At 50.9% G+C, this 21,255-nt stretch carries 16 protein-coding genes and 3 tRNA genes; 9 read left to right on the top strand and 10 right to left on the bottom strand.

Features of this window, described 5'->3' with window-relative positions; translation table 11 throughout:
* Nucleotides 1–9: 9 nt before the first annotated feature.
* Both dacB and AYI96_RS20305 read right to left on the bottom strand, forming a co-directional pair.
* Nucleotides 10–1,548 carry a D-alanyl-D-alanine carboxypeptidase/D-alanyl-D-alanine-endopeptidase gene (gene dacB / locus AYI96_RS09760; RefSeq protein ID WP_144361511.1) on the bottom strand — a complete coding sequence of 513 codons (1,539 nt, stop codon included), beginning with the start codon at nt 1,546–1,548 and terminating at the stop codon, nt 10–12.
* A 51-nt stretch (nt 1,549–1,599) separates the two neighbouring features.
* Nucleotides 1,600–1,764: a hypothetical protein gene (locus tag AYI96_RS20305; RefSeq protein WP_100143596.1), complete on the bottom strand. Its 165-nt coding sequence runs from the start codon at nt 1,762–1,764 to the stop codon at nt 1,600–1,602.
* 348 nt (nt 1,765–2,112) lie between these two features.
* On the opposite strand from AYI96_RS20305, the gene pssA reads away from it, so the two are divergent.
* On the top strand, nt 2,113–3,426 hold the full coding sequence (gene pssA, locus AYI96_RS09755; RefSeq protein ID WP_144361510.1) for a CDP-diacylglycerol--serine O-phosphatidyltransferase: 1,314 nt from the start codon (nt 2,113–2,115) through the stop codon (nt 3,424–3,426).
* Between the two features lie 103 nt (nt 3,427–3,529).
* On the top strand, nt 3,530–4,465 hold the full coding sequence (locus AYI96_RS09750) for a LysR family transcriptional regulator (RefSeq protein WP_071476677.1): 936 nt from the start codon (nt 3,530–3,532) through the stop codon (nt 4,463–4,465).
* Here AYI96_RS09750 and AYI96_RS09745 read toward each other — a convergent pair.
* From AYI96_RS09745 to AYI96_RS09730, 4 genes are all read right to left on the bottom strand, one after another.
* A complete protein-coding gene (locus tag AYI96_RS09745) occupies nt 4,452–5,528 on the bottom strand; it encodes a YjjW family glycine radical enzyme activase (RefSeq protein WP_144361509.1) in 1,077 nt (358 codons plus the stop codon). The two genes, AYI96_RS09750 and AYI96_RS09745, sit on opposite strands and share 14 nt — an antisense overlap.
* 11 nt (nt 5,529–5,539) lie before the next feature.
* Nucleotides 5,540–7,090: a YjjI family glycine radical enzyme gene (locus tag AYI96_RS09740; RefSeq protein WP_144361508.1), complete on the bottom strand. Its 1,551-nt coding sequence runs from the start codon at nt 7,088–7,090 to the stop codon at nt 5,540–5,542.
* A gap of 345 nt (nt 7,091–7,435) precedes the next feature.
* Entirely contained in the window at nt 7,436–8,446 is a 1,011-nt protein-coding gene (gap, locus tag AYI96_RS09735) for a type I glyceraldehyde-3-phosphate dehydrogenase (protein ID WP_025010313.1), read from the bottom strand.
* Nucleotides 8,447–8,657: 211 nt separating this feature from the next.
* Entirely contained in the window at nt 8,658–9,605 is a 948-nt protein-coding gene (locus tag AYI96_RS09730) for a DUF2989 domain-containing protein (protein WP_313954996.1), read from the bottom strand.
* A 193-nt stretch (nt 9,606–9,798) separates the two neighbouring features.
* On the opposite strand from AYI96_RS09730, the gene AYI96_RS09725 reads away from it, so the two are divergent.
* The 4 genes from AYI96_RS09725 (at nt 9,799) to AYI96_RS09710 (ending at nt 12,052) form a co-directional block, all read left to right on the top strand.
* A complete protein-coding gene (locus AYI96_RS09725; protein ID WP_039032918.1) occupies nt 9,799–11,241 on the top strand; it encodes a glyceraldehyde-3-phosphate dehydrogenase in 1,443 nt (480 codons plus the stop codon).
* A gap of 512 nt (nt 11,242–11,753) precedes the next feature.
* Nucleotides 11,754–11,829: transfer RNA gene (locus tag AYI96_RS09720), tRNA-Gly, on the top strand.
* Nucleotides 11,830–11,849: 20 nt separating this feature from the next.
* Nucleotides 11,850–11,923 (top strand) — tRNA-Cys (locus tag AYI96_RS09715).
* 42 nt (nt 11,924–11,965) lie between these two features.
* A tRNA-Leu gene (locus tag AYI96_RS09710) sits at nt 11,966–12,052 on the top strand.
* 372 nt (nt 12,053–12,424) lie between these two features.
* On the opposite strand, the gene AYI96_RS09705 is transcribed toward AYI96_RS09710, so the two are convergent.
* The 3 genes from AYI96_RS09705 to AYI96_RS09695 form a co-directional block, all read right to left on the bottom strand.
* On the bottom strand, nt 12,425–13,759 hold the full coding sequence (locus AYI96_RS09705; protein WP_144361507.1) for an anti-phage deoxyguanosine triphosphatase: 1,335 nt from the start codon (nt 13,757–13,759) through the stop codon (nt 12,425–12,427).
* A gap of 11 nt (nt 13,760–13,770) precedes the next feature.
* A complete protein-coding gene (gene yfbR, locus AYI96_RS09700; RefSeq protein WP_039032920.1) occupies nt 13,771–14,358 on the bottom strand; it encodes a 5'-deoxynucleotidase in 588 nt (195 codons plus the stop codon).
* A 108-nt stretch (nt 14,359–14,466) separates the two neighbouring features.
* The gene (locus AYI96_RS09695; protein ID WP_039032921.1) at nt 14,467–15,681 is read right to left on the bottom strand and encodes a pyridoxal phosphate-dependent aminotransferase; all 1,215 of its coding nucleotides are present in this window, start codon (nt 15,679–15,681) and stop codon (nt 14,467–14,469) included.
* Nucleotides 15,682–16,256: 575 nt separating this feature from the next.
* Between AYI96_RS09695 and AYI96_RS09690 the strand changes: the two genes are divergently transcribed.
* Complete coding sequence (locus tag AYI96_RS09690) at nt 16,257–17,639, top strand: Na+/H+ antiporter NhaC family protein (RefSeq protein ID WP_071475537.1); 1,383 nt, start codon at nt 16,257–16,259, stop codon at nt 17,637–17,639.
* 217 nt (nt 17,640–17,856) lie between these two features.
* On the opposite strand, the gene AYI96_RS09685 is transcribed toward AYI96_RS09690, so the two are convergent.
* Nucleotides 17,857–19,110 carry a uracil-xanthine permease family protein gene (locus AYI96_RS09685; protein ID WP_039032923.1) on the bottom strand — a complete coding sequence of 418 codons (1,254 nt, stop codon included), beginning with the start codon at nt 19,108–19,110 and terminating at the stop codon, nt 17,857–17,859.
* Between the two features lie 211 nt (nt 19,111–19,321).
* On the opposite strand from AYI96_RS09685, the gene AYI96_RS09680 reads away from it, so the two are divergent.
* Both AYI96_RS09680 and hda read left to right on the top strand, forming a co-directional pair.
* Nucleotides 19,322–20,467, top strand: coding sequence for a DUF2066 domain-containing protein (locus AYI96_RS09680; RefSeq protein WP_144361506.1), 1,146 nt, complete (start codon nt 19,322–19,324; stop codon nt 20,465–20,467).
* 76 nt (nt 20,468–20,543) lie between these two features.
* Nucleotides 20,544–21,254 carry a DnaA inactivator Hda gene (hda, locus tag AYI96_RS09675; protein WP_039032924.1) on the top strand — a complete coding sequence of 237 codons (711 nt, stop codon included), beginning with the start codon at nt 20,544–20,546 and terminating at the stop codon, nt 21,252–21,254.
* Nucleotide 21,255: the final 1 nt, after the last annotated feature.

Genomic DNA, 21,255 nt, shown 5'->3' with positions numbered 1-21,255 from the left:
GTTGCCCTACTAACGGGCGCTGACATTCAGCTCGGCCTGGGCTTTTTCCTGTTGTGCAGCTTTGGGTTTATCTTGCTCTTTTGCCGCCAGTTGGCCTTCTGCGCGGCTGTTTGTGCGAAAATCTGTCAGCCCCTGCAGCAAAAGTGTGGCAAAGGGCGCGGCTTCAAGCTCCTTGCTCTGGGGGCTCAAACCATTTTCCAGCACTACAAACAGGTATCTGGGCACTTGCTTGTCACTGCCATCGGTAACATAACCGGCCAGATTCACCACACCCTGCATACTGCCGGTTTTGGCCCAGACTCTGCCCTTGAGCGGCTTGTTGGCATAGCGCTTGCGGTACTTTAAGGTGCCGCTGTGGCCGGAAACCGGTAGCTTGTGCATCAACCATTGGTAATCCGGGGTATCGGCAATTAATCGCAGCAACTGCGCCAACTGCCTGGCATTGAGCAGGTTATAGCGTGACAGTCCGGAGCCATCTATCAACTGGGCTCTTTCCAGCACTACACCTTTTTCTGCCAGCACTTCCCTGATGGCTTTGGCGCCGGCACTGAAACTGGCGCCATCACCATAATAGTGTTTCCCCAGCTGTTTAAGTAGGCTGTCGGCAATCAGGTTGTCAGATTCCAGTAACATGATTTCCAACAGCTCGGGCAGGGCATCCGAGGCATGACTGGCTACCACCCTGGAGCTGGCCGGCAGCTGATTGGAGGTCAGTATCTTGCCTTTGATACTGAGTTTACCCTTGATAATGCCGGCGACGCTGTCGATGGCATATTGGCCGGGGTCGTTGACCGCCAGCGCCAGCGGTAATACCTGAGCGCCCGGGAAACAGCCACTGAAATGAAAGTGGTTGCCGGGTAACCGGTCCAGTTGCAGTTCGCAAAAGCCCTGCTTGTGACCTTTGTCGAAAATGGCGTTGGTGGTCAGCTTGACCGGCAGATAAACCGGCGCTGAAATTTTGGCTTTGTCTGAGGCGAGTGTGGGTTCGAGTTTGCCATGGACACAGTTTTGGTTAATCACATAGCTGGAGACGGGGGCTGCGTAACAGATCCCCAAGTCATCCCATACCCAACCGGGTGCTCTAAGCTGCTCATGGGTTTCTCCTATCAAGATAAGGTTGCCCTGTACCTGGTTGATACCCGCTTCGGTGACACGCTTGAACAGTTCCATCAGATCCTGGCGCTTTAAGGTAGGATCGCCACTGAACAGTAGATAGAGATCGCCTTGAAGTACGCCATTTTTGGGCGAATTGGTACTGAGAATGCTGGTGTGATAACGAAACTCCTCTCCCAGCAGCTCAGTGGCCGTTACCGCGGTCAGCAGTTTTTGAGTACTGGCCGGGATCATCAGGGTTTCACTGTTGTGGCTCAGCAGTTGCTCGCCGCTTTGCAGATCTTCTATCCAGACGGCAGTTTGTGATGAGGCCGGAGTGATCAGAGTCAAAAGATCATCAAGGGAGGTATTATCGGCCTTCAAAGGGGAAGACAGCGCCATGGCGCTCAATAACAACAGTGGACGTGCCAAGCCCTGCAGGGACAACTGTGGCATAAAAAAGCCTCCGGTTCCGTGAATGCTTTCGAGAGTATAACCTGCAGAGCCTTAGCTGTCGTCCTTGTCCATCAGTGCATAGAGTTTAAGTGTGACTATCAATACCAAACCGATAAACAGCGGCAGTACCAAAGGGCCGAGATAGGTTTTGAAGTGAAACAAGGCCCAGGCCGCGAGCAGGGTACCGATAAGCGTCAACCAGAATTGTTTGTTCATTGCCGTCCAGGTTTGAGTTAAGTGAGTGAGGGATTAAGGGCATATTAGTGTATAAGGCTAATGCTGTGATAACAGGGCTGCCATCACAAAAGCGTGATCTGGGTCGGTTTTACTCTTGGCGCGGTGTCCTCATAGCCTCTTTTGATACAAATTGCGCCGAAATCGTGAACCAATAGCGGCTGTTGACTAGAAAAGGCTTGCCCGATAGAAGACAAGTGGGTAATTTCTATTGCCTTATTCGCCCCGCCGTGGATCTTTATCGATTACGCCATCACAGGGGAAGGACATTTTGCCGGGAAACACAAGGAGCGAGTGGATTGCCGGAACATACAGTGACAGGAGGATACCTTGCTGGATAAGCTGGGTGGAATTGCCATAGCGCCGGATGCATTGCACTGGCTGCTGACCCCAAGTAACTTCAAACAGACCTTGATTGAGCGGATCCGTAGCGCCAAAGAGGCCATCTATATTGCGGCACTCTATCTGGAAGACGATGAGGCCGGACGCGAAATACTTGCCGAACTGCTGGCGGCCAAGGCAGCCAGACCCGAACTCGAAATCAAAGTGTTGGTAGATTTTCACCGTGCCCGCCGCGGCCTTATCGGCCACAAGGGCGATGGCGGCAACAACCTGATGTACCGTCAGGTGATGGCGCAAGCGCAGCAGCGTTTCAACATCTATGGCGTACCGGTGAAATCCCGTGAGTTTATGGGAGTACTGCACCTCAAGGGCTTTATTGTCGATGATGCCGTGATATACAGCGGCGCCAGCCTCAATAATATCTACCTGCAGCAGAAAGACAGATACCGTTTCGATCGCTATCACTTGCTGGAATCGGCCGAGCTGGCTGCCAGCATGCGAGAGATGATTGACAGTGCTATTTTAAGCGACAAAGCGGTCAGTTGCCTGAGCTGTCCGGAAGAAGAGGAAGTGCTGCCGGAAAAAATTGATGTCAGAAGCTTTAAGCAGCGATTGTCGGCGGCAAGCTATCAATTCAAGGGCGTTGAAGAGGGATTGCGGGTCACGCCGCTTTTGGGGCTTGGACGCAAGCGCAATCCGCTCAACAAGGCGGTACTCGCCATGGTTGAGGAGTCCAAGGAATCGCTTTTTATCTGCACTCCCTATTTTAACCCGCCCTATGCTTTGGTGCGGGCGTTGGTTAAACATCTGCGTAACGGCAAGCGTCTGGATATTTTGGTGGGTGACAAGACGGCCAATGACTTCTATATTCCGCCGGATCAGGATTTTTCCACCATAGGTGCATTGCCGTACCTCTATGAGCAGTCGCTGCGCAAGTTTGTCAAACGCCAGCAGTGGGCGGTTGATCAAGGACTACTCAATATCCATCTGTGGAAGCATGACAACAACAGTTATCACCTCAAAGGGGTGAGCATGGATGGTCGCAAACATCTGCTCACCGGCAGCAATCTCAATCCGCGGGCCTGGGCCCTGGATCTGGAAAATGGTTTACTGCTGCATGATGACAAACAAGAGCTGGCCGAGTCTTTTGCCAAAGAGCAGCAACATCTGCTGCTGCACAGCCAGCGTTTGTATCATTACAGCCAGATAGATACCTTGCAGAGTTACCCCAAGCCGGTAAAAAAAATCATGAATCGTATTCGCAGGCTCAAGGCCGACTTTCTGCTGCGGCGTATTCTCTGACAGCGCTTTACCAAGCGCTTGGCTGAATGAGAGCCTGATTGCAGAACTTGATTCAGTTTTGGTTTAGCCTTGGCTTATTCAGTCAAGGTTAAACACAGCCAGAATGAGTGATATCGTCCGCTTATCCCGCATTAATTTCCGTCATCTTCTGGTGCTCAGACAGCTGCTGGAAGAGCAAAGCGTCACCCAGGCGGCCACGCGTCTGTGTTTGAGCCCTTCGGCGGTCAGCAAAATACTCTCCCAGCTCAGGGATTGCCTCGATGATGAGCTCTTCTACCGTCAGGGTAATCAGTTGTTGCCGACTGCCAAGGCCAAACGACTCGGGCCGGTTATCAGCGCCATGCTCAGAGAGATGGACAACCTGTTTACCGAAGAGGGCTTTCGCCCGGAAGGATTTCAAGGGCGGATGAATTTGGCGCTGAGAGAAAGTAGCTTCGAACTGCTTGCGGGCGCTATCGCCAGCGTGCAACAGCAGGCGCCGGGAATGAAACTGGCAGTGCATGCCAAAGAGAGCACGGGTTTTCAGTCCCTGTGTGAAGGACGGGTGGACTTGCTGGTTCTGCCACACGACTTGGGACAGCCGCCAACTGGCCGCAACGAACTGATTTGGGAGCGTTTGGCAGAGGACGAGATGTGTTGCCTGATGCGAGCCGGGCACCCGCTGGCAACAAAAAAGTTGACACTGGATGCCTATCTGAGCTTTGCCCATGTGGGCATTTTGGACGCCGATCTGCAGCAACCCTTTTTCGAGCAGTCATTGGCACAATTGAGCCGCAGGCGGGAGCTGGCGCTGGAAGTCGCCGACTTCGGCGCCGCCGCCAGTATCTGCCGCCACTCGGACTTGTTGTTTACCTGCTCGGCGCTGTGGGCTTCAATGGCGGCGCAGGCAAGCGGCATGGTAGTTAAGCCATTGCCCTTTGCCTATGGCAAGGTGGGCTATAGCATGGTGCATCATCAAAGTGGTAGCCGAGATCCGGCGCTACAATGGCTAAAAGCAACTCTCCTCAGTGGCTTTAAGCAGTCCATCAGCCAAGGTTAACCGGTGGCAGACTGATATTGGCTATACCGGCGCGGCTGAGCGCCTTGGCCAGGTCATCAATCTGCTGTTGGCTCGCCTTGGGCCAGCGCAAGGCCTCGCCTTTGACACCATGATGATTGTAACCGTTTAGGCGCAGCCGCATCGGCTCCCCCTTCAGCGCTTGCCGGCGTTGCAAGTCGAGCAAAAACAACGCCAGAGCGTCAAAGTGCTGCCAATAATCACTTTTTCCGGGGACTTCCAGTAGCCTGATTTCCGCCAGTTTTCCTACTTCGGCCAGCAGTTGCAGGCTCTGCTTGACCTTGATATTGCCACGGCCTGTCAGTCGTCGGTGAGCCGGCTCATCCCAGGCTTTCAGGTCAACCATAGCGCCATCAAGCCAAGGGATCAGACGCTGCCAACCACTTGCTCCCAGGCTACCATTAGTATCCAAAAGGCAAGTCAGGTGTTTGAGCCCTGGGCTTTGTTTGATGGCTTTGAACAAGGTGCTGACAAATTTCAGCTGCAAGCTGGCCTCTCCGCCACTCAAGGTGATACCGCGGATAAAAGCTTTCTGCCTTTTAATCAGTGTCAATGCTGTTTCGACTGACAGGCGTTGGGTTTTGGGCTGGCTGCTCGAAGGGCAAACATCGAGACAGGTGTCGCAGCCGATGCAGCTTGTACTATCCCAGGCAAGCCTGAGAGATGCCTTGCTATTTGAAACTGCTTGAATATCAGCCGCAGCTGATTTTAGGCTCAAGGCACCTGCCGGGCAGTGCGTAATACACTCCTGGCAGGCGTCACACAGAGTGATGGTTTCCGGATTATGGCAACCGGGGCAGCGAAAGTTGCAACCCTGAAGGAAAAACACCATGCGATTGCCCGGGCCATCAACGGTCGAGAAGGGCAACACTCTGGCGACGTCGGCACTGGCAACCTCGGAACTTATAGTCAATGCCGAAGTGCCAGTGTCGCCGCTATTTAACTCACGGTAATTCGACTGACGCCCATTCAGCTCATCGCGATTAAGCTCAGAATGATTAGACGGGCTATCAAATATTCCTATTCCCGGGGCTGCACTCTTCATAGCTTGCGTCCTTACACCTGGGACTTGTCGGCGGCATGGAACTCTGCGCTCACTACCCGCGGTGCCCTTTGGGTCACGGCCGTGGTTTCACTGGCTTCTGTGCCCAGAAAGGTGGTGTTGGTACGTGAGCCTTGTTGGCGGTAACTGGCGATCTGCGACTTTTTCACCATATAACCTGTGATGCGCACCAGATCGGTATCGGCGGTATTGGCGGTAAATTCACGAAAGCCGGCATCCAGGGCGCCAATACACAGCTCAAGCAGGGCTTCAGGATTGGCCTTGATGGTTTCATCCAGGGTCAGGATCTCGCTGATCCCGGAAGGATAGAAAGCGTGTTGCGCCGCCAGCGCCAACACATGAGTGACAGGGTCCGGCTCGTGGCCGTAGGCTATTCTGACTCCCGGAGTGGTGCCTTTGTCGATGGAAAGGCCCCCCTGGGCATGAAGTAAGGCGCGGCCATTAAAGCCAAAACTGACTTGGGTAGTGGTCACTCTGTCACTGAGCGCGCGGGTAATGGCTAAACCGAGTGCATTGGCCTGCTCGTTGTGACCATATTCGCCACTCATACCTGCCAACTGCTGCAGATGATTGACGGCTTCGGCCATGGCATAAACGCCGAACATGGGTGCAAAGCGGGATTCGTCAATGAGTCCTTCTTTTACCAGGAAGGAGTCGAAGAAATGGGATCTATGGTGTAAAAACTCACAACGTAGCTCAATCAGTTCATACATCAGGTTGCAGTAATGGGGCAGGGTGCGCTCGAGCATTTCCTCCAGGGTACCGGCTTCTTCGGCGACGGCTTTGAGGTTAAGTCTGACCAGCGTATTGGCACCGCCTCGGGTGGGGAGCGCGTTATAACAGCTGACAATGCCGAACGTTTGATTTGGCGCCTCACCGGGAGCACAGGCAAAGGTTTGGGCATGTATCGGCCAGTTGCCGATATGAGGTTTGCTGCAGGCAATGATATTGTCTGTCGCCAATCGCAGCAGCGCTTTGGGCGTGCGCCTGGGGTCATACATAAAGGTTAGATTGGGAGCCACCTGCTTGAGCTCGGCATCAATGCGTAAAATAGTGCGGCAGACACGGTTGTCCTCTGGGCCTATATTGGCATGCATAAAGGCGTCCGGCAGGGTGCGATCCAACTGGATCCAGAAGCGTTTCAGTTTCTGATATAGGGTTTCATCACTGACGTCCTGGCAGTAAGGCAACAATAAACTATCGAGATAGCCGAGAAAAACCGGGATATTGGTGACTGACGGCACATGGTGATACAGCACCATCAGCTTCATCAGGGCATCATCCAGATCTTCGGCCGGTGTCAACTCCAGATACTCGGAGCCTTGCTCGAGAAAACGTTGGTAATCGGGCAAAACATATCTGGGTTTGAACGGGGCATGGCCCTCAAACATATCGCAAATAATGCCTTTATCCATGGCTTGGGTCAGTGCTTCACTGCGAGGCAGATAGGGAATACTGGCATCGGCGGCACCGGCCAGCGCCAGGGTTTTTTGCTTGGGGTCAAGCAGGGGATCGGTAATAAGACTAAGAAATTGATTGTCCATAGTGAGGCTCCGCTAAAGGCAAGGCGCTAACCGGCGCAATGGCCGAATTGGCTTTCAAACACAATAATTGAAATGGCTTTTAACCTGAGTCTAAGTAGGGACTTTATTTTCCGGAAGTGAAATGTGTTTGATGGCGCTTGTCTAAAATGGAAATCCGCTGCTTTACATCAAATATTGAAAGAGCAATGAGACAGCAGGGGGATATCGGGAGAAGCACTGCTGACAGACGGATAAAACGGGCTATGGAAGTTTGAGAAATAAAGACCTAGTCTGTGGCAAGACAAAGCTAGTACAACTGGCATAAAAAACGCCTGCACTAGGCAGGCGTTCGGCTTTGAACTTATATTACTTGGCTGTCATCAAGGCAACGGCGTTGTCCAGCATACGGTTGCTGAACCCCCACTCGTTGTCGTACCAGGCCATGACTTTCACCAGGCGTCCCTTGACGCGAGTCTGGGTGGCGTCGAAGTTGGATGAGAAGGCGTTGTGGTTGAAGTCGATGGAAACCAGAGGCTCCTTATTAACCGCCAGCACTTCGTTCATGGGGGAAGTCTTGGCTGCCGCTTCTATAATGGCGTTAACTTCTTCCACTGTGGTGTCGCGGGAAGCGATAAAGGACAGGTCAACCAGAGACACGTTGACAGTCGGAACCCGAACTGCCAGACCGTCAAACTTGCCCTGAAGCTCAGGTACAACCAAACCAACAGCCGCAGCAGCACCTGTTTTGGTTGGGATCATCGACAAAGCCGCCGCGCGGGCACGACGCATATCGCTGTGATACACATCAGACAGACGCTGGTCATTGGTGTAGGCGTGAATCGTGGTCATCAGGCCGGATTCAATGCCGATGGCATCGTTCAATGGCTTGGCCACTGGTGCCAGACAGTTAGTGGTACAGGAAGCATTGGAGATAACAGTCATCTCTTTGGTGATTTCCTGGTTGTTAACCCCGTATACCACGGTGGCATCAACATTCTTACCGGGAGCTGAGATGATAACCTTCTTGGCGCCGGCATCCAGGTGTGGTTGTACCGCTTCTTTGGAAGTGAAGATACCGGTACATTCGAAAACCACATCTACCTGCAGCTCGGCCCATGGCAGTTTGGATGGATCGCGTTCCTGGAAGGTCGGGATCTTGTCGCCATTGACATAAATAGCTTCATCGTCGTGTTCTACTTTGGCGTTGAAGCGGCCGTGAACAGAGTCATATTTGGTCAGGTGAGCGTTGATGGAAGCGTCTCCGAGATCGTTGATGGCAACGATTTGAATAGGATAGTCTTTCTCGCTCTCGTATAGAGCACGCAGAACATTGCGTCCGATACGGCCATAACCGTTAATTGCTACGCGGATAGTCATCTCATATCCCTCTGGTGAATGTAAAAATAGTAATTGGTAGTAAAATTACAAAAATGTCGCGGGTCGTCAAGTTAAATCACGCTGTAACTGGCTATTCCGTTAACAAATTAGGTGTTTTTATTACAGCGGTCGCGAAACAATGCTTTAATTGTGCGACCGACAGGCGTAAATTACAAACTGGCAAGTAATTTGCCGCCCGGAGAATAGATCATCAGTTTTGTTTGGCCGCTTCGGCGCTTTTCTCAAGCTTACTGTCGCTATCAATGGGTTTGCTATTTGCGGCTTGTGTTGCTCCAACCTCAGGAGCAACTTGTGTCCCCGCATTGCCTTGCAGGCGTTTGGGCCAGTCACTCTCAAGGTAATCACCGCTTTTGAGAGCGTCCGCCAGACTACTTGCCTGTTGATCCAAATGAGTACTCAGCTGACTGTTGTTGCCTATCATGGCCTGAAGCTGGACCTCATCGACCGGGTTGTCGGTCAACAGTAGATTGGTTCTTGAAAGCAGATAGGCCTGCTCCATATCCTGCAACTGCCGGGAAGCACTCGCCAGCCCCAATAACCAATCGGGGTCGAAGTTCTTATCTGTACTTTTTGAAAACACTTTAAGATAGAGTTGTTTCGCTTTGATGGCATCAAACTTGAGATAATAGCCCGCTAGCCCGGCAAGGATCTCGGATGAATCTATCTGTTGCTGTTTCTCTGCTTCAAGCAATACCTTGAGCGCCGCATCGTCACCTAAATGTGCCCAGTGATAGAAGGCAATATAAATGTCATTACTGCCCTTGGTGGAGGCCTGCAGCTCAGACAGGCTTTGCGCGCTTAAACCATAGGCTCTGGCTCTGTCATTGGTGCGCTCTGGATTGAGAATATGTTGTACTCCGGACGCAAGTCCCACACAGCGGTTGTAGTTTTCCAGTTTAGTGAGCAAGTGATAAATTTGCTCACCTGAGGGTTCAGCGGTGGTTTTGACCTGGTAGCGCTGAATAATCAGACTGTTTTTTTCCCGCCTGCACCAGCTATCCTTATGCAAATCGTCACAAAGTTCAGGATTATTCTTACAAATAGTGGCGGGGTTACCGCCGTTATCACAGCCACTAACCCATGCTATAAGGATAAATGATGTAATTATTACTAGATTACGCGTCAAAATACGCTCCACATGGTTAAATCTGTAATTTAATTAGAGATTTAGCGAAAATCTCCTACTAGCTTGAAGCTGCAGTTTTCATTACAATAGCGCCGACCAAAGAGGGGCAGGTTAGCTGTCATAAATATGATTATTGGTCTTTTCTTTTTGTTACTCAAACCTTTCCCGTTAATTTAAGTGGAAAAGTGAGATAAAGGATCTGTAAATGAGCGCTGATAAACACCTACAAAGTTGGCAAGAACGCTTCGAACTGGCAGAGGCCATGCAGCCCCTGTTGGGCAAGTTGTATCGCAATCAGGGCGTAGAAGTGGTGGTTTATGGTAAACCCCTGCTGATCGCCTCCACTATCGATATTATCAAGGCCCATCGTCTGGTTCGTCGCCATGTGGGCGACAAGCTGCGCCTGCGTGAGAGCTTCCCCTTCGTAGAAGCCCTGAGCAAACTGGATGTCAAACAGTGCAAAGTGGATATAGGTAAACTGGCGGTTAAGTACTGGCGTAATCATACCGATGGCAGCGAAATCGAGGCTTATATGAGCCGCGAGCTGGCCAGTGCCATTGAAAGCAAAGATGAAGTTGAACCACGCAACGTCGTACTGTACGGCTTCGGCCGTATCGGTCGTCTGCTGGCCCGTCTGTTGATCGAAAAAACCGGTCGCAGCAACAAGTTGCGCCTGCGCGCTATCGTACTGCGCGGTGGCCGTAAGGGCGATCTGGAAAAACGTGCCAGCCTACTGCGCCGTGATTCAGTACACGGACCTTTTAACGGTTCGGTTGAGGTGGATGAAGAGAACAACGCCATCATCGCCAACGGTACTTATATTCAGGTGATTTACGCCAACTCACCCGATGAAGTGGATTACACCAAGTATGGTATTACTGATGCCTTGGTGGTCGATAACACAGGTATCTGGAAAGATGAAGACGGTTTGGGTCTGCACCTTAAGAGCCCTGGTGCATCCAAGGTTCTACTGACTGCACCTGCCAAAGGCAGTATCAAGAACATAGTCTTTGGTGTTAACGACAGCGATATTCTGCCGGAAGACGTTATTGTTTCTGCTGCCAGCTGTACCACCAACGCCATTACGCCTGTATTGAAGGCCGTTAATGATAAGTACGGTATCGAAAATGGTCACGTGGAAACTATCCACTCGTATACCAATGACCAAAACCTGATTGATAACTACCACAAAGCCGACCGTCGTGGTCGCAGCGCGCCGCTGAATATGGTGATCACCGAAACCGGTGCCGCCAAAGCCGTTGCCAAGGCCTTGCCGGTGCTTTCCGGTAAGCTGACCGGTAATGCGATTCGGGTGCCGACTCCTAATGTGTCTATGGCCATCATTAGTCTGAACCTGAATGCTGAAACCAGCAAAGAAGATATGAACGCGTATCTGCGTGATATCGCGCTGCATTCAGAGCTGCAAAACCAGGTTGACTTCACCGAGTCTACGGAAATCGTTTCTTGTGATCTGGTGGGTTCACGCTACGCCGGCGTGGTTGACTCTCAAGCCACTATCGCCGATGGCAAGCGCGCCATCCTCTACGTATGGTATGACAATGAGTTTGGTTATAGCTGCCAGGTGGTGGGTGTAATGCAGAAGATGTTAGGTCTTAACTACTTGTCTCTGCCATTGTCTGAAGATTAATTCCGACTCTTAATAGCCAAGGCCCGGTCTGAGTACCGGGCCTTGTTATATCCAAGCCTGAATATTATTGGATTCACCTCGGACCGTTTGAGAAGTGATTTTAGAGAGGCGTTGTACAAGGTTTTTTAGGATGTCATTTGATAGGGAAGGGAGTCGACAAGCTACTGAATCAGATTGCATTTTAATCATTTTGACCGGAAATAGTCCCCTGTTGAGTAAATTGCCAGCATTCAAGCCATTTTGATATAAAAATGCTTATTTGCCGATTGACTCCCGCCCTTAAATCGGTAGAATGCCATTCCGCAGTCAGGGGATAAGACTCTGGCTTTCGCTTGGATAGCGGAACTGGTATGCGACATTAGCTCAGTTGATAAAACAAAAGGTCGGTACCTTTGTTGATTGTCAACTCGGAAGATGAAGCAAACAAGCGATGCGACATTAGCTCAGTTGGTAAAACAGAAGGTCGGTACCTTTGTTGATTGTCAACTCGGAAGATGAAGCAAACAAGTGATGCGACATTAGCTCAGTTGGTAGAGCGGTACCTTGCCAAGGTACAGGTCATCGGTTCGAACCCGATATGTCGCTCCAATCCCAGCCTTACGGCTTGGGGCGCGATGGCAGAATGGCTATGCTGCGGATTGCAAATCCGTCGATCTCGGTTCGACTCCGGGTCGCGCCTCCACTCTTTCAGCGACGATGAGATATGCTCCTTGTCGCACAATTTGCCCGAGTGGTGGAATCGGTAGACACAAGGGATTTAAAATCCCTCGCTGGTAACAGCGTGACGGTTCAAGTCCGTCCTCGGGTACCATATTAAAAAAGAGGCCAAGCAAATTTGCGGCCTCTTTTTTATTTCCATAGCTAGCTTTCCGAATATTTCCCTAGATGGCTACCCAACAAAGGTAACCCTCTTTTTCAATCACGTTTTAACATCAAGCGGCTATGCAGCCATCTAGAGTGATTGCTCATGATCAATCATGTAGTGGTTCATGATGGTAAAACTACCGCCATGTCCTCCTTGGTATAAATCATCAAAAAATAACAGCTATTATACGGCCTGCCTTGATGAGTTCGCCCCTTCGCAACGATATGGCAAAGCCTGCGTAAATCGTATTCCCCTCATGTGAAATGAAGATCAATTTTTTCGACCCATTATTAACTGAACGGCATTGGCTTGATGTGGTCAATAATTCTGGCTCAAGTCTATGATGGCACCGCCCTTTGGGCTAAACAGTTGCTGATGTAACCTGGCGGCAAACTCATCTGTCATTCCCGAGATATAGTCTGCTATTACTCTGTGGCTGTTTTCGCCCTTGTTGTTGGCTTGCTGCCAACGAGATTGTGTGTTGTGAGGCAAAAGCCTCAGGGGATCCGAGGCAAAGGCTTCAAACAGCTCCATCACTATCTGTTGCCCCTTGTACTCCAGCATCTGGATCTCGGGCTTACGTACCACATGTTTAAGTACAAACTGCTTCAATAGTTCCAATAGCTCGGCAAAGGCCGGCTCCAACTTGGCACTGAATCTCAGCAAGGGTTCGGCAAAGTCCGGAGTTTGGTCGATTCTGATGGCGGTTACCAGCGCATTTACCAAGGTTCCTATGGCATCCTTACGCAAGTGATGTTTGCGGGAAAACAGCTTGAGCTCAATATTCCCGAGCTGGCTTTGGATCCATTCATCCTCAATGGCTTGCAGCGGTGCACGCATATCCTCATGCCAATTGGAGCAGGTGACAATTCCCATCACTATGGCATCTTCGAGATCGTGCACCGCATAGGCGATATCATCGGCCAGCTCCATAATGGTGCAGTCGAATGATTTATAGCGGGTGCGATGGTGCAGCCCTTCGCCCGGGCTATAGTGGCTGAGAAAGCCTTGCTTGTCTTTACTATCCAGCGGCTCAAGCACCCAATCGAGGATAGCTTCATCATCATCGAAAACCCCTTTGACCGGCGGCCATTGGCTCGGCCTTAACTGACGATAGTGACTCAGTTCCGGCTGGGGTCTATCGACTCTCAGCGTACGTACCGGCGCTGGATATTTGAGTACACCGAGCAGGGTACGCCGGGTTAGGTTCATGCCAAAGTGTTCGGTATAGGGTTCGAGCCGGGTAAGAATTCTGAAGGTCTGGCCATTGCCTTCAAAGCCGCCGTGCTCACGCATCATGTAGTTGAGCGCCACCTCACCGCCATGGCCATAGGGTGGGTGGCCGATATCGTGGGCGAGACACAGGGCTTCGAGCAGACTCATGGAATCGAGCAAAAAGGCCATTTCGGGATAGCGCTGCTTCAGCTGGGCGGCTATGCCCGTGCCTATTTGCGAGACTTCCAGTGAGTGGGTCAGGCGGGTGCGGTAAAAGTCGTTCATGCCCACCCCAAGTACCTGAGTCTTGGCCTGTAAGCGCCGAAAGGCGGCAGAGTGCAGAATTCTGGCTCTGTCTCTCTGATAGGGACTGCGATTATCGTCGCGGCGCTGACTGTTATTGGGCTCGCGCCTGGCTTGCCAGTGGGCTTGGCTCATAATATCTCCTGCTAGAGCAGTTGATTGATCTCATCCAGATCCAGGGTGAAACTGGGAATAAAATGCTCGCGAAAATACGCCACTGCCGGGTCGGGGTTGGCATCCAGCATGGTTTCGAGTCGCTTGCGGGCACTATTGAACTCGTTGTTGCCTGCACGCTTTTCTTCGAGACACTTAAGATAGGCGCACAGAGTATCGGCGGACTTGACCAACTTGCGATGGCTGAGCTCGGCGTTATCACTGATAAACAGCGAGCGGTAGTCGTCACGAAACTCTTCGGGCACCATCTCCAGCAGCCTGGCTTCGGCTATGGCTTCAATCTTCTTGTATTCGGCTTCTATCTCGGCATTGAAGTATTTGACCGGAGTGGGCAGATCGCCGGTAAGAATTTCGCCGGCATCGTGAAAGATGGCCAGGGTAGCGGCGCGATCGGGCGAATACTGACCATTGAATTTACGGTTACTGATGATGGCCAGCGCATGGGCCACCATGGCGACCTGCAATGAGTGTTCCTGCACATTCTCGGGGCGGACGTTATACATTAAAGGCCAACGCTGAATTAACTTCATCCTGGCCAGGTGGGCAAAAAGGTGACTCATACAACTTCTCTAAGTTTTTGCGCGTTTCCCTTACTTTACCTCAGTGGTTAAAGGCTGTCAGTGCCGGGCGGCGATAAAAAAGCCGCCTCGACGGGCGGCTGGCATTTGTTATTGGCGGTAGTACTCGAGGAAGTCACCGAAGGCGAGCAGGGCCCGCTGTAAGTCTTCCTTATGAGGAAGAAACACCACTCGTAAGTGATCCGGCTCTGACCAGTTAAAGGCAGTGCCCTGTACCAAGAGAATTTTCTTATCTTTCAGTAGATCCAGCACCAGGCGCTCATCGTCCCTGAGGCCGAAACGCTTGCTGTCGAGGCGAGGGAATGCATACATGGCACCCTTGGGTTTCACCACGCTCACGCCGGGAATTTGATTGAGTAGCTCATAACAGATATCCCGCTGTTGGGTCAGGCGGCCATCTATGGCGGTAAGCTCATTGATACTTTGATAACCACCTAATGCGGTTTGAATCGCGTGCTGATTGGGCACGTTGGCACAAAGGCGCATAGAGGAGAGCATCTCCAGCCCTTCAATATAACTTCGCGCCGCCTTGAGATTGCCGGACAGCATCATCCAACCGACCCGGAAACCGGCGGCTCTATAGGCTTTGGAAAGGCCATTAAACGTCACTGTGAGAATATCGTCCGACAAGCTGCAGGCCGGGATATGCACAGCGCCATCGTAAAGAATTTTGTCATAAATCTCATCGGCAAACAGTATGATGGAGTGTTGCCGGCACAACTCAACAATCTCCAGCAACAGCTCGCGACTGTATACGGCACCGGTTGGATTGTTGGGGTTGATAATCACAATTCCGCGGGTTCTTGGGCCAATCTTGCTCTTGATATCCTCAAGATCGGGAAACCAGTCGGCCGCTTCATCGCAGCGATAGTGGCGCGCCTTGCCGCCGGCCAGGTTAACCGCCGCGGTCCATAGTGGATAGTCAGGGGAGGGAACCAACACCTCATCATCGGTATTGAGTAGCCCTTGCATGGCCATCACTATCAGTTCGGAAACACCATTACCTATATAGATATCTTCAATATCGACACCGAAGATCCCCTGGGACTGGTAATGCTGCACTATCGCCTTACGGGCAGAAAACAAACCTTTGGACTCACAATACCCTTGAGCCGATGGCAGGTTGAGGATGACGTCACGAACTATCTCTTCCGGGGCTTCAAAGCCAAAGGGGGCCGGGTTACCTATATTGAGTTTAAGAATACGATGCCCTTCATCTTCCAACCGACGTGCTTCTTTATGTACCGGTCCTCGAATATCGTAACAAACACTGTCGAGCTTATTGGATTTGATGATTGGCCGCATTACTACCTCGAAACTGGCTGATATGAAAGAGTTTAACCTTCGGCACGATACCTAATTTAAAGCATCTTAGAAAGGGGGGGTGAGCCATATTTTTTGCTTTTAACAGAATTTTTATCTTTTCACGTCAAACAAATATGCCAGTTAAAAGATGATGCGACTACAACCTGATTGGATATCAGTATTTAAAACTGCTTAATCGCCAGAGTGCTGGTGATTAGCACAAAACTCATTTGACATTGTTTAAAATAAAAAGGCAGTTTAACTGAATGCTTATATGTCAATAACGCTAAAAGAGCTTAAAATGTGCATGTAAAAGCTATTGAATCATATAGAAATTTTTTGGCAATTGCCTGCAAGGTCAAAATTTGGGCTGACTGATTCAGATTATGGTTGACTCATATGCAGTTGAGCATTATTTTCTGCGCGATGTTTTTAGCAAGGCTCCAACAAAAGCGACCAGTTGTTACTGTCCGTCTGGCGGAAAGCCGTAAATAAAGCAGTTGTTTTGGCGGTGTCTTGAACGCCCCACATGACTTTATAGGGCCGTAAGGCCATCTTTTTGAGGACCTAAGTGCATGTCTGAGCCGACAGCGTTAAGTCTTGTTCCCCCCATTGTTGTATTGGTGCTGGCCATTTGGCTGCGTCGTCCCATTTTGGCGTTGATCATAGGCGCGGTCAGTGGTCTGTTACTTTTGGATCCCAGTCAGGTACTGAATAACTTCGCCGATATTTCACTCAAAGTGATGGCCGATGAGACCATAGGTTGGTTAATCCTGGTGTGTGGCAGTTTCGGTGCCCTGATTGCCTTATTGGTGCGCACCGGCGGTGCCTTGGCCTTTGGCCGCAAGGCAATTAAGTTAGCCAAGGGGCCGCGCTCGTCCCTGCTAATGACCTTTGTACTTGGCCTGGTTATCTTCATTGATGATTACCTGAATGCGCTCACGGTCGGTGAAACCATGAAACGGGTCACCGACAGATTCAAGATCTCCCGTGAGATGCTGGCCTATGTGGTCGACTCTACCGCTGCGCCAGTGTGCGTGTTGGTGCCGCTATCTACCTGGGCGGTCTTTTTCGGCGGGCTCTTGGTCAACAACGGAGTGGCTGCCGAAGGTGAGGGGATCCAAATCTATATGCAGGCAATCCCGTACATGTTTTATGCCTGGTTGGCAGTTGCCATGGTGCTGTTGGTGATTCTCGGAATAGTCCCGGCCATAGGGCCAATGAAAAAAGCACAGCTTGCTGCGGCTGCCGGTAGTCCAGCCAAAGAACAAACAAATTTTGATGAAGTCCAGACCTTGGATGAATATGCCGTGCGCGCGATGGAAGAGGAGTTTGAGCTGGCCGATAAGCAAGGACAATTACATAATTTCCTGGTACCTATTTTGCTGTTGGTTGGCTTTACCGTCTACTTCGATATCGATGTATGGAAAGGCTTGTTGGCAACCTTGGTGATTACCTTGCCATATTACGCGGTACAGCGTTTGATGCCCTTGTCCGAAATGATGGATCAGATGATAGATGGCTTCAAGAGCATGCTACCGGCTATAGGCACTGTTATCGCCGCCTTTGTGTTCAAGGATGTTTGCGACCAACTGCTGCTACCTCAGTATGTCATCGACTCCCTGAGTCCCTTTATGACACCTAAGCTCTTGCCGGCAGTAGTATTTGTAGCCATGGCAATTCTGGCCTTTGCCACAGGTTCCAGTTGGGGTATTTTTGCGGTAACCATTCCTATTGTAATGCCGCTGGCGCAATCTGTTGGTGCCGATATCCCCTTGGTGATAGGCGCCTTGTTGTCAGCTTCATCCTTTGGTAGCCAGGCATGTTTCTACTCAGACTCCACCGTCCTTGCGGCGCAAGGCTCCGGCTGTAATCTGGTAAGTCACGCAGTCACTCAACTGCCTTATGCCTTAATCGCAGCGGCACTGACTTTTGTTGGCTTTATCATAGTGGCTTGAGCCCTAACCTGAACTCTAAACAGTGACCTAAAATCCCCGGGTATGTCCTGGGGATTTTTGTTTTCTGCACATCCCAGACGGTTTTTATTCGAGTCTGTGAGGCTCGTTATGTGTTCTTATGCTTCCCATTGGGAAATGACAGATTATAATTAAAAAAACCGATGACAACGCCATCGGTTTTTTTAATTAATATGTTCTAACGCAGCCAGTACTCAGCTTAGGTTTCATCTGCTACAGAGTTACCTGTTTTGCTCGCGTGAGGTTTGCTGTTTGGCAGCAACAGGTTCATCAATATAGCTACGATACCGCAAAGGCTGATGCCGGTCAGGCTGAATGAACCGATACCGAAAGCCATCCCCCCGATACCGAATACCAGTGTCACTCCAACGATAGAAAGGTTGCGAGGTTCGCTGAGATCCACCTGGTGTTTGATCAATGAGTTGAGGCCCACTGCAGCGATAGAGCCGAACAACAGACACATGATACCGCCCATTACAGGTACCGGAATGGTCTGCATCAGAGCCCCCAACTTGCCGACGAAGGCCAGCAAAATAGCAGTAATGGCTGTCCAGGTCATAATTCTCGGATCAAAGTTGCGCGTCAGGGTTACTGCGCCTGTGACCTCAGAATAAGTGGTATTGGGTGGGCCGCCAAAAGCGGTAGCTGCTATGGTGGCAACACCGTCACCGGCAAGAGTGCGATGTAAGCCGGGCTTTTTCAGGTAATCTTTACCGGTAACATTGGAGATAGCCAGAATATCCCCTATGTGCTCCACCGCCGGGGCGATGGCAACCGGGATCATGAAGGCTATGGCGTGCCAGTTAAATTCGGGAGCGACGAAGTTAGGCATGGCCAGCCAGGCGGCTTCGTGTACAACATTGAAGTCCACTATGCCGTAATACAGACTCAAGCTGTAACCGACTATAATGCCGGCCAGGATCGGCATCAGCCTCAGCAGTCCCTTGGCAAAGATGGCCACGGCTATGGTGGTCAGGAGTGATGCCAGAGAAACAAATAGCGCGGTATCTTGGGCAACAAGCACCTGGCTGCCATCTCCACTTTTACCAAGCGCCATATTCACCGCAACCGGTGCCAGGCCGAGACCTATGATGATGATAACCGGCCCCACAACCACAGGGGGCAGAAGCCTCATAATAATGCCGCTGCCACGCAGCTTTACCACAGAGGCCAGCATTAGGTAGACACAGCCGGCTGCCATCAACCCGCCCATGGTGGCAGGGATACCCCAAGTTTGGACGCCATACATAACAGGAGGAATAAAAGCAAAAGACGACGCGAGGAAAACAGGGATTTGACGTTTGGTGATCAGTTGGAATAACAGGGTGCCGAATCCGGCGGTAAACAGGGCTACGCTGGTATCGAGGCCGGTGAGCAACGGCATCAGCACCAGGGCTCCGAAAGCGACAAATAACATTTGTGCGCCTTGCAGAGGACGGGCAAGGTATTTCATTTTTTTATCCGTATTGTGGTTAAACCGGCCAATATTACCAGATGGCCACAAAGCGTGGGGGGCTATTTGCCGTTTTAGATCAAATTTTTCACAATTTCCACAGTTGAACCCGAGATGAACCAAGAGGCAGGTTTTTCATCTCCACCGGCTCGCCAAGTGGGGCATATATGATACACTTTTGCCATTCCGACCACTTTTTACCGTCGCAAAGATGCTGAATTTATTTGTAAAGCCAGTTGTTTTTCTTTCCCTGTTCTGCGCCACGACTTTGGTTCAGGCTGTTGAGGTTAAACAGCTGGATGAAGCTACTGTAGCCGTTGGGTCCAGATCCAGTGCCGAGAAGAGCAAGGGGCTCAAGAAGGCATTGGAAGATGTTATTTTAAAAAATTCCGGCTCACGCAGTGCTCTCGAAAGCCCGGAGATCCAAGCCAAACTTGCCAATGCCGATGCCCTGGTCAGTCAGTTTGGTTATCTTGATACTGAAGAAGGGCTCAAGCTAAAAGCTAATTTCGAACACCGGAAGATAGTCGACATGTTGCGTGAAGCCGGCTTGCCTGTATGGGGCAAACAGCGTCCCTTAACTCTGTTTTGGCTCAGTACGGATATCAACAATGAAAGAGTTATCCTAAGTGATGACTCAAGCGCTGAAGAGCGCAAGGCGTTTGCCGATGCTTCGATGGAACGTGGTGTGCCGCTGATGTTTCCTTTGATGGATCTTGATGATTTGATGCGTATCAATGTCAATGACGTGCGCGGTTTATTTGCCGATACTGTTGCTACCGCCTCAACTCGCTATCAGGCGGACTTCTTTGCGATGGGCGCACTTGAGGCAAATGGCAGTGAATTTAACTATCAATTGGTACTTTATCCCAAGACGGATATCAGTCAGTCCTTCGGCCAGCCTCTGCTCAATCGTCAGGGACAAGCTGCCAGTAAAGACGAGGCTGTGGCCGAGATGATGTTGTCACTGTCCGATTACTTTGTGTCCCGGTACGCCATAGCCGACTCTGGGGATGGTTTGCTGAGCAAGGTACGTTTTACCGGCATCAGCCAGATGAAGCAGTTGGTGGAAATTGAAGCGTTTCTCAATCAACTCAGCGCGGTGCGTGAAGCAAGCCTTAGCACTTTGCAGGGTGATAGCGCTACTTTTAAGGTGCAACTTTTTGGCTCGGAAGACGACTTGAAAAACCTGTTGCGTTTGGAGCCTCGGTTATCTTCGGCCCAGAGCGGTTTTCAAGATGTCGCCGACGGCCAGGGTTACGATAGTTTTAACTCATTGCCGCAGGCATCCGAGACCACAAAATTCAACGAGAATGTGAGCCAGCCCTTAGGTCCTTACCAGTGGCACAGCCGTTGAGGTTTTAACCGCGGCGCCAGTCATGCTAGACTTGGCGCCCGCATTTTTGATTGACCGCGATTGGGAACGATCCTGAGTGACACAAAACTCACCCTTGCAACTTTCACTGCCCGTTCACTTGCCGGACGATGAGACTTTTAACAGTTACTATCCAGCGGCAGGAAACGATGAACTTATCCAGACTCTGAGAGCCTGTGCCGAAGGCCACAGCCAGGGAGCCGTTTATTTATGGGGACCGGTAAAATCGGGTAGAACCCATTTGATGCACGCCGCCTGTGCTCACGCCAATGAGTTGGAACGCAGCAGTTTTTATATTCCTTTGGGTATTCATGCCAGTATCTCCACCGCTTTACTTGAAGGGTTGGAGCAGCTCGATCTGGTTTGTATTGATGATGTCGATGCGATTGCCGGCCATCCTTTATGGGAAGAGGCGATATTCGATCTCTATAACCGGGTAGCCGAACAGAAACATTGTGCTCTGGTGGTCAGTGGCAGCGCGGCCCCCATAGATGCCGGTTTTGCCTTGCCGGATCTGGTCTCAAGGATGCAGTGGGGACTCAATTATCAGCTCCAGCCCATGGCCGATGAAGAAAAGTTGGTGGCATTGCAACGTCGCGCTGCCATGCGTGGCCTACAGTTACCGGAAGATGTAGGCCGCTTTCTGCTTAATCGTTTAGCCAGAGACTTACGTACCCTGTTCGATGTACTGGATAGGCTGGACAAGGCGTCTATGGTTCATCAACGTAAGTTGACCATTCCCTTTATCAAAGAGATGCTACGGCTTTAGT

It is taken from the genome of Shewanella sp. MSW (genome assembly GCF_007636515.1).
Lineage (GTDB): Bacteria > Pseudomonadota > Gammaproteobacteria > Enterobacterales > Shewanellaceae > Shewanella > Shewanella indica.
This window is presented reverse-complemented; position numbering and strand designations above follow the sequence as displayed.

Coding starts and splice junctions, on each gene's coding strand:
- dacB (WP_144361511.1), bottom strand. CDS start 1,548: ATGCCACAGTTGTCCCTGCAGGGCTTGGCACGTCCACTGTTGTTATTG.
- AYI96_RS20305 (WP_100143596.1), bottom strand. CDS start 1,764: ATGAACAAACAATTCTGGTTGACGCTTATCGGTACCCTGCTCGCGGCC.
- AYI96_RS09750 (WP_071476677.1), top strand. CDS start 3,530: ATGAGTGATATCGTCCGCTTATCCCGCATTAATTTCCGTCATCTTCTG.
- AYI96_RS09745 (WP_144361509.1), bottom strand. CDS start 5,528: ATGAAGAGTGCAGCCCCGGGAATAGGAATATTTGATAGCCCGTCTAAT.
- AYI96_RS09740 (WP_144361508.1), bottom strand. CDS start 7,090: ATGGACAATCAATTTCTTAGTCTTATTACCGATCCCCTGCTTGACCCC.
- gap (WP_025010313.1), bottom strand. CDS start 8,446: ATGACTATCCGCGTAGCAATTAACGGTTATGGCCGTATCGGACGCAAT.
- AYI96_RS09725 (WP_039032918.1), top strand. CDS start 9,799: ATGAGCGCTGATAAACACCTACAAAGTTGGCAAGAACGCTTCGAACTG.
- AYI96_RS09705 (WP_144361507.1), bottom strand. CDS start 13,759: ATGAGCCAAGCCCACTGGCAAGCCAGGCGCGAGCCCAATAACAGTCAG.
- yfbR (WP_039032920.1), bottom strand. CDS start 14,358: ATGAGTCACCTTTTTGCCCACCTGGCCAGGATGAAGTTAATTCAGCGT.
- AYI96_RS09695 (WP_039032921.1), bottom strand. CDS start 15,681: ATGCGGCCAATCATCAAATCCAATAAGCTCGACAGTGTTTGTTACGAT.
- AYI96_RS09690 (WP_071475537.1), top strand. CDS start 16,257: ATGTCTGAGCCGACAGCGTTAAGTCTTGTTCCCCCCATTGTTGTATTG.
- AYI96_RS09685 (WP_039032923.1), bottom strand. CDS start 19,110: ATGAAATACCTTGCCCGTCCTCTGCAAGGCGCACAAATGTTATTTGTC.
- AYI96_RS09680 (WP_144361506.1), top strand. CDS start 19,322: ATGCTGAATTTATTTGTAAAGCCAGTTGTTTTTCTTTCCCTGTTCTGC.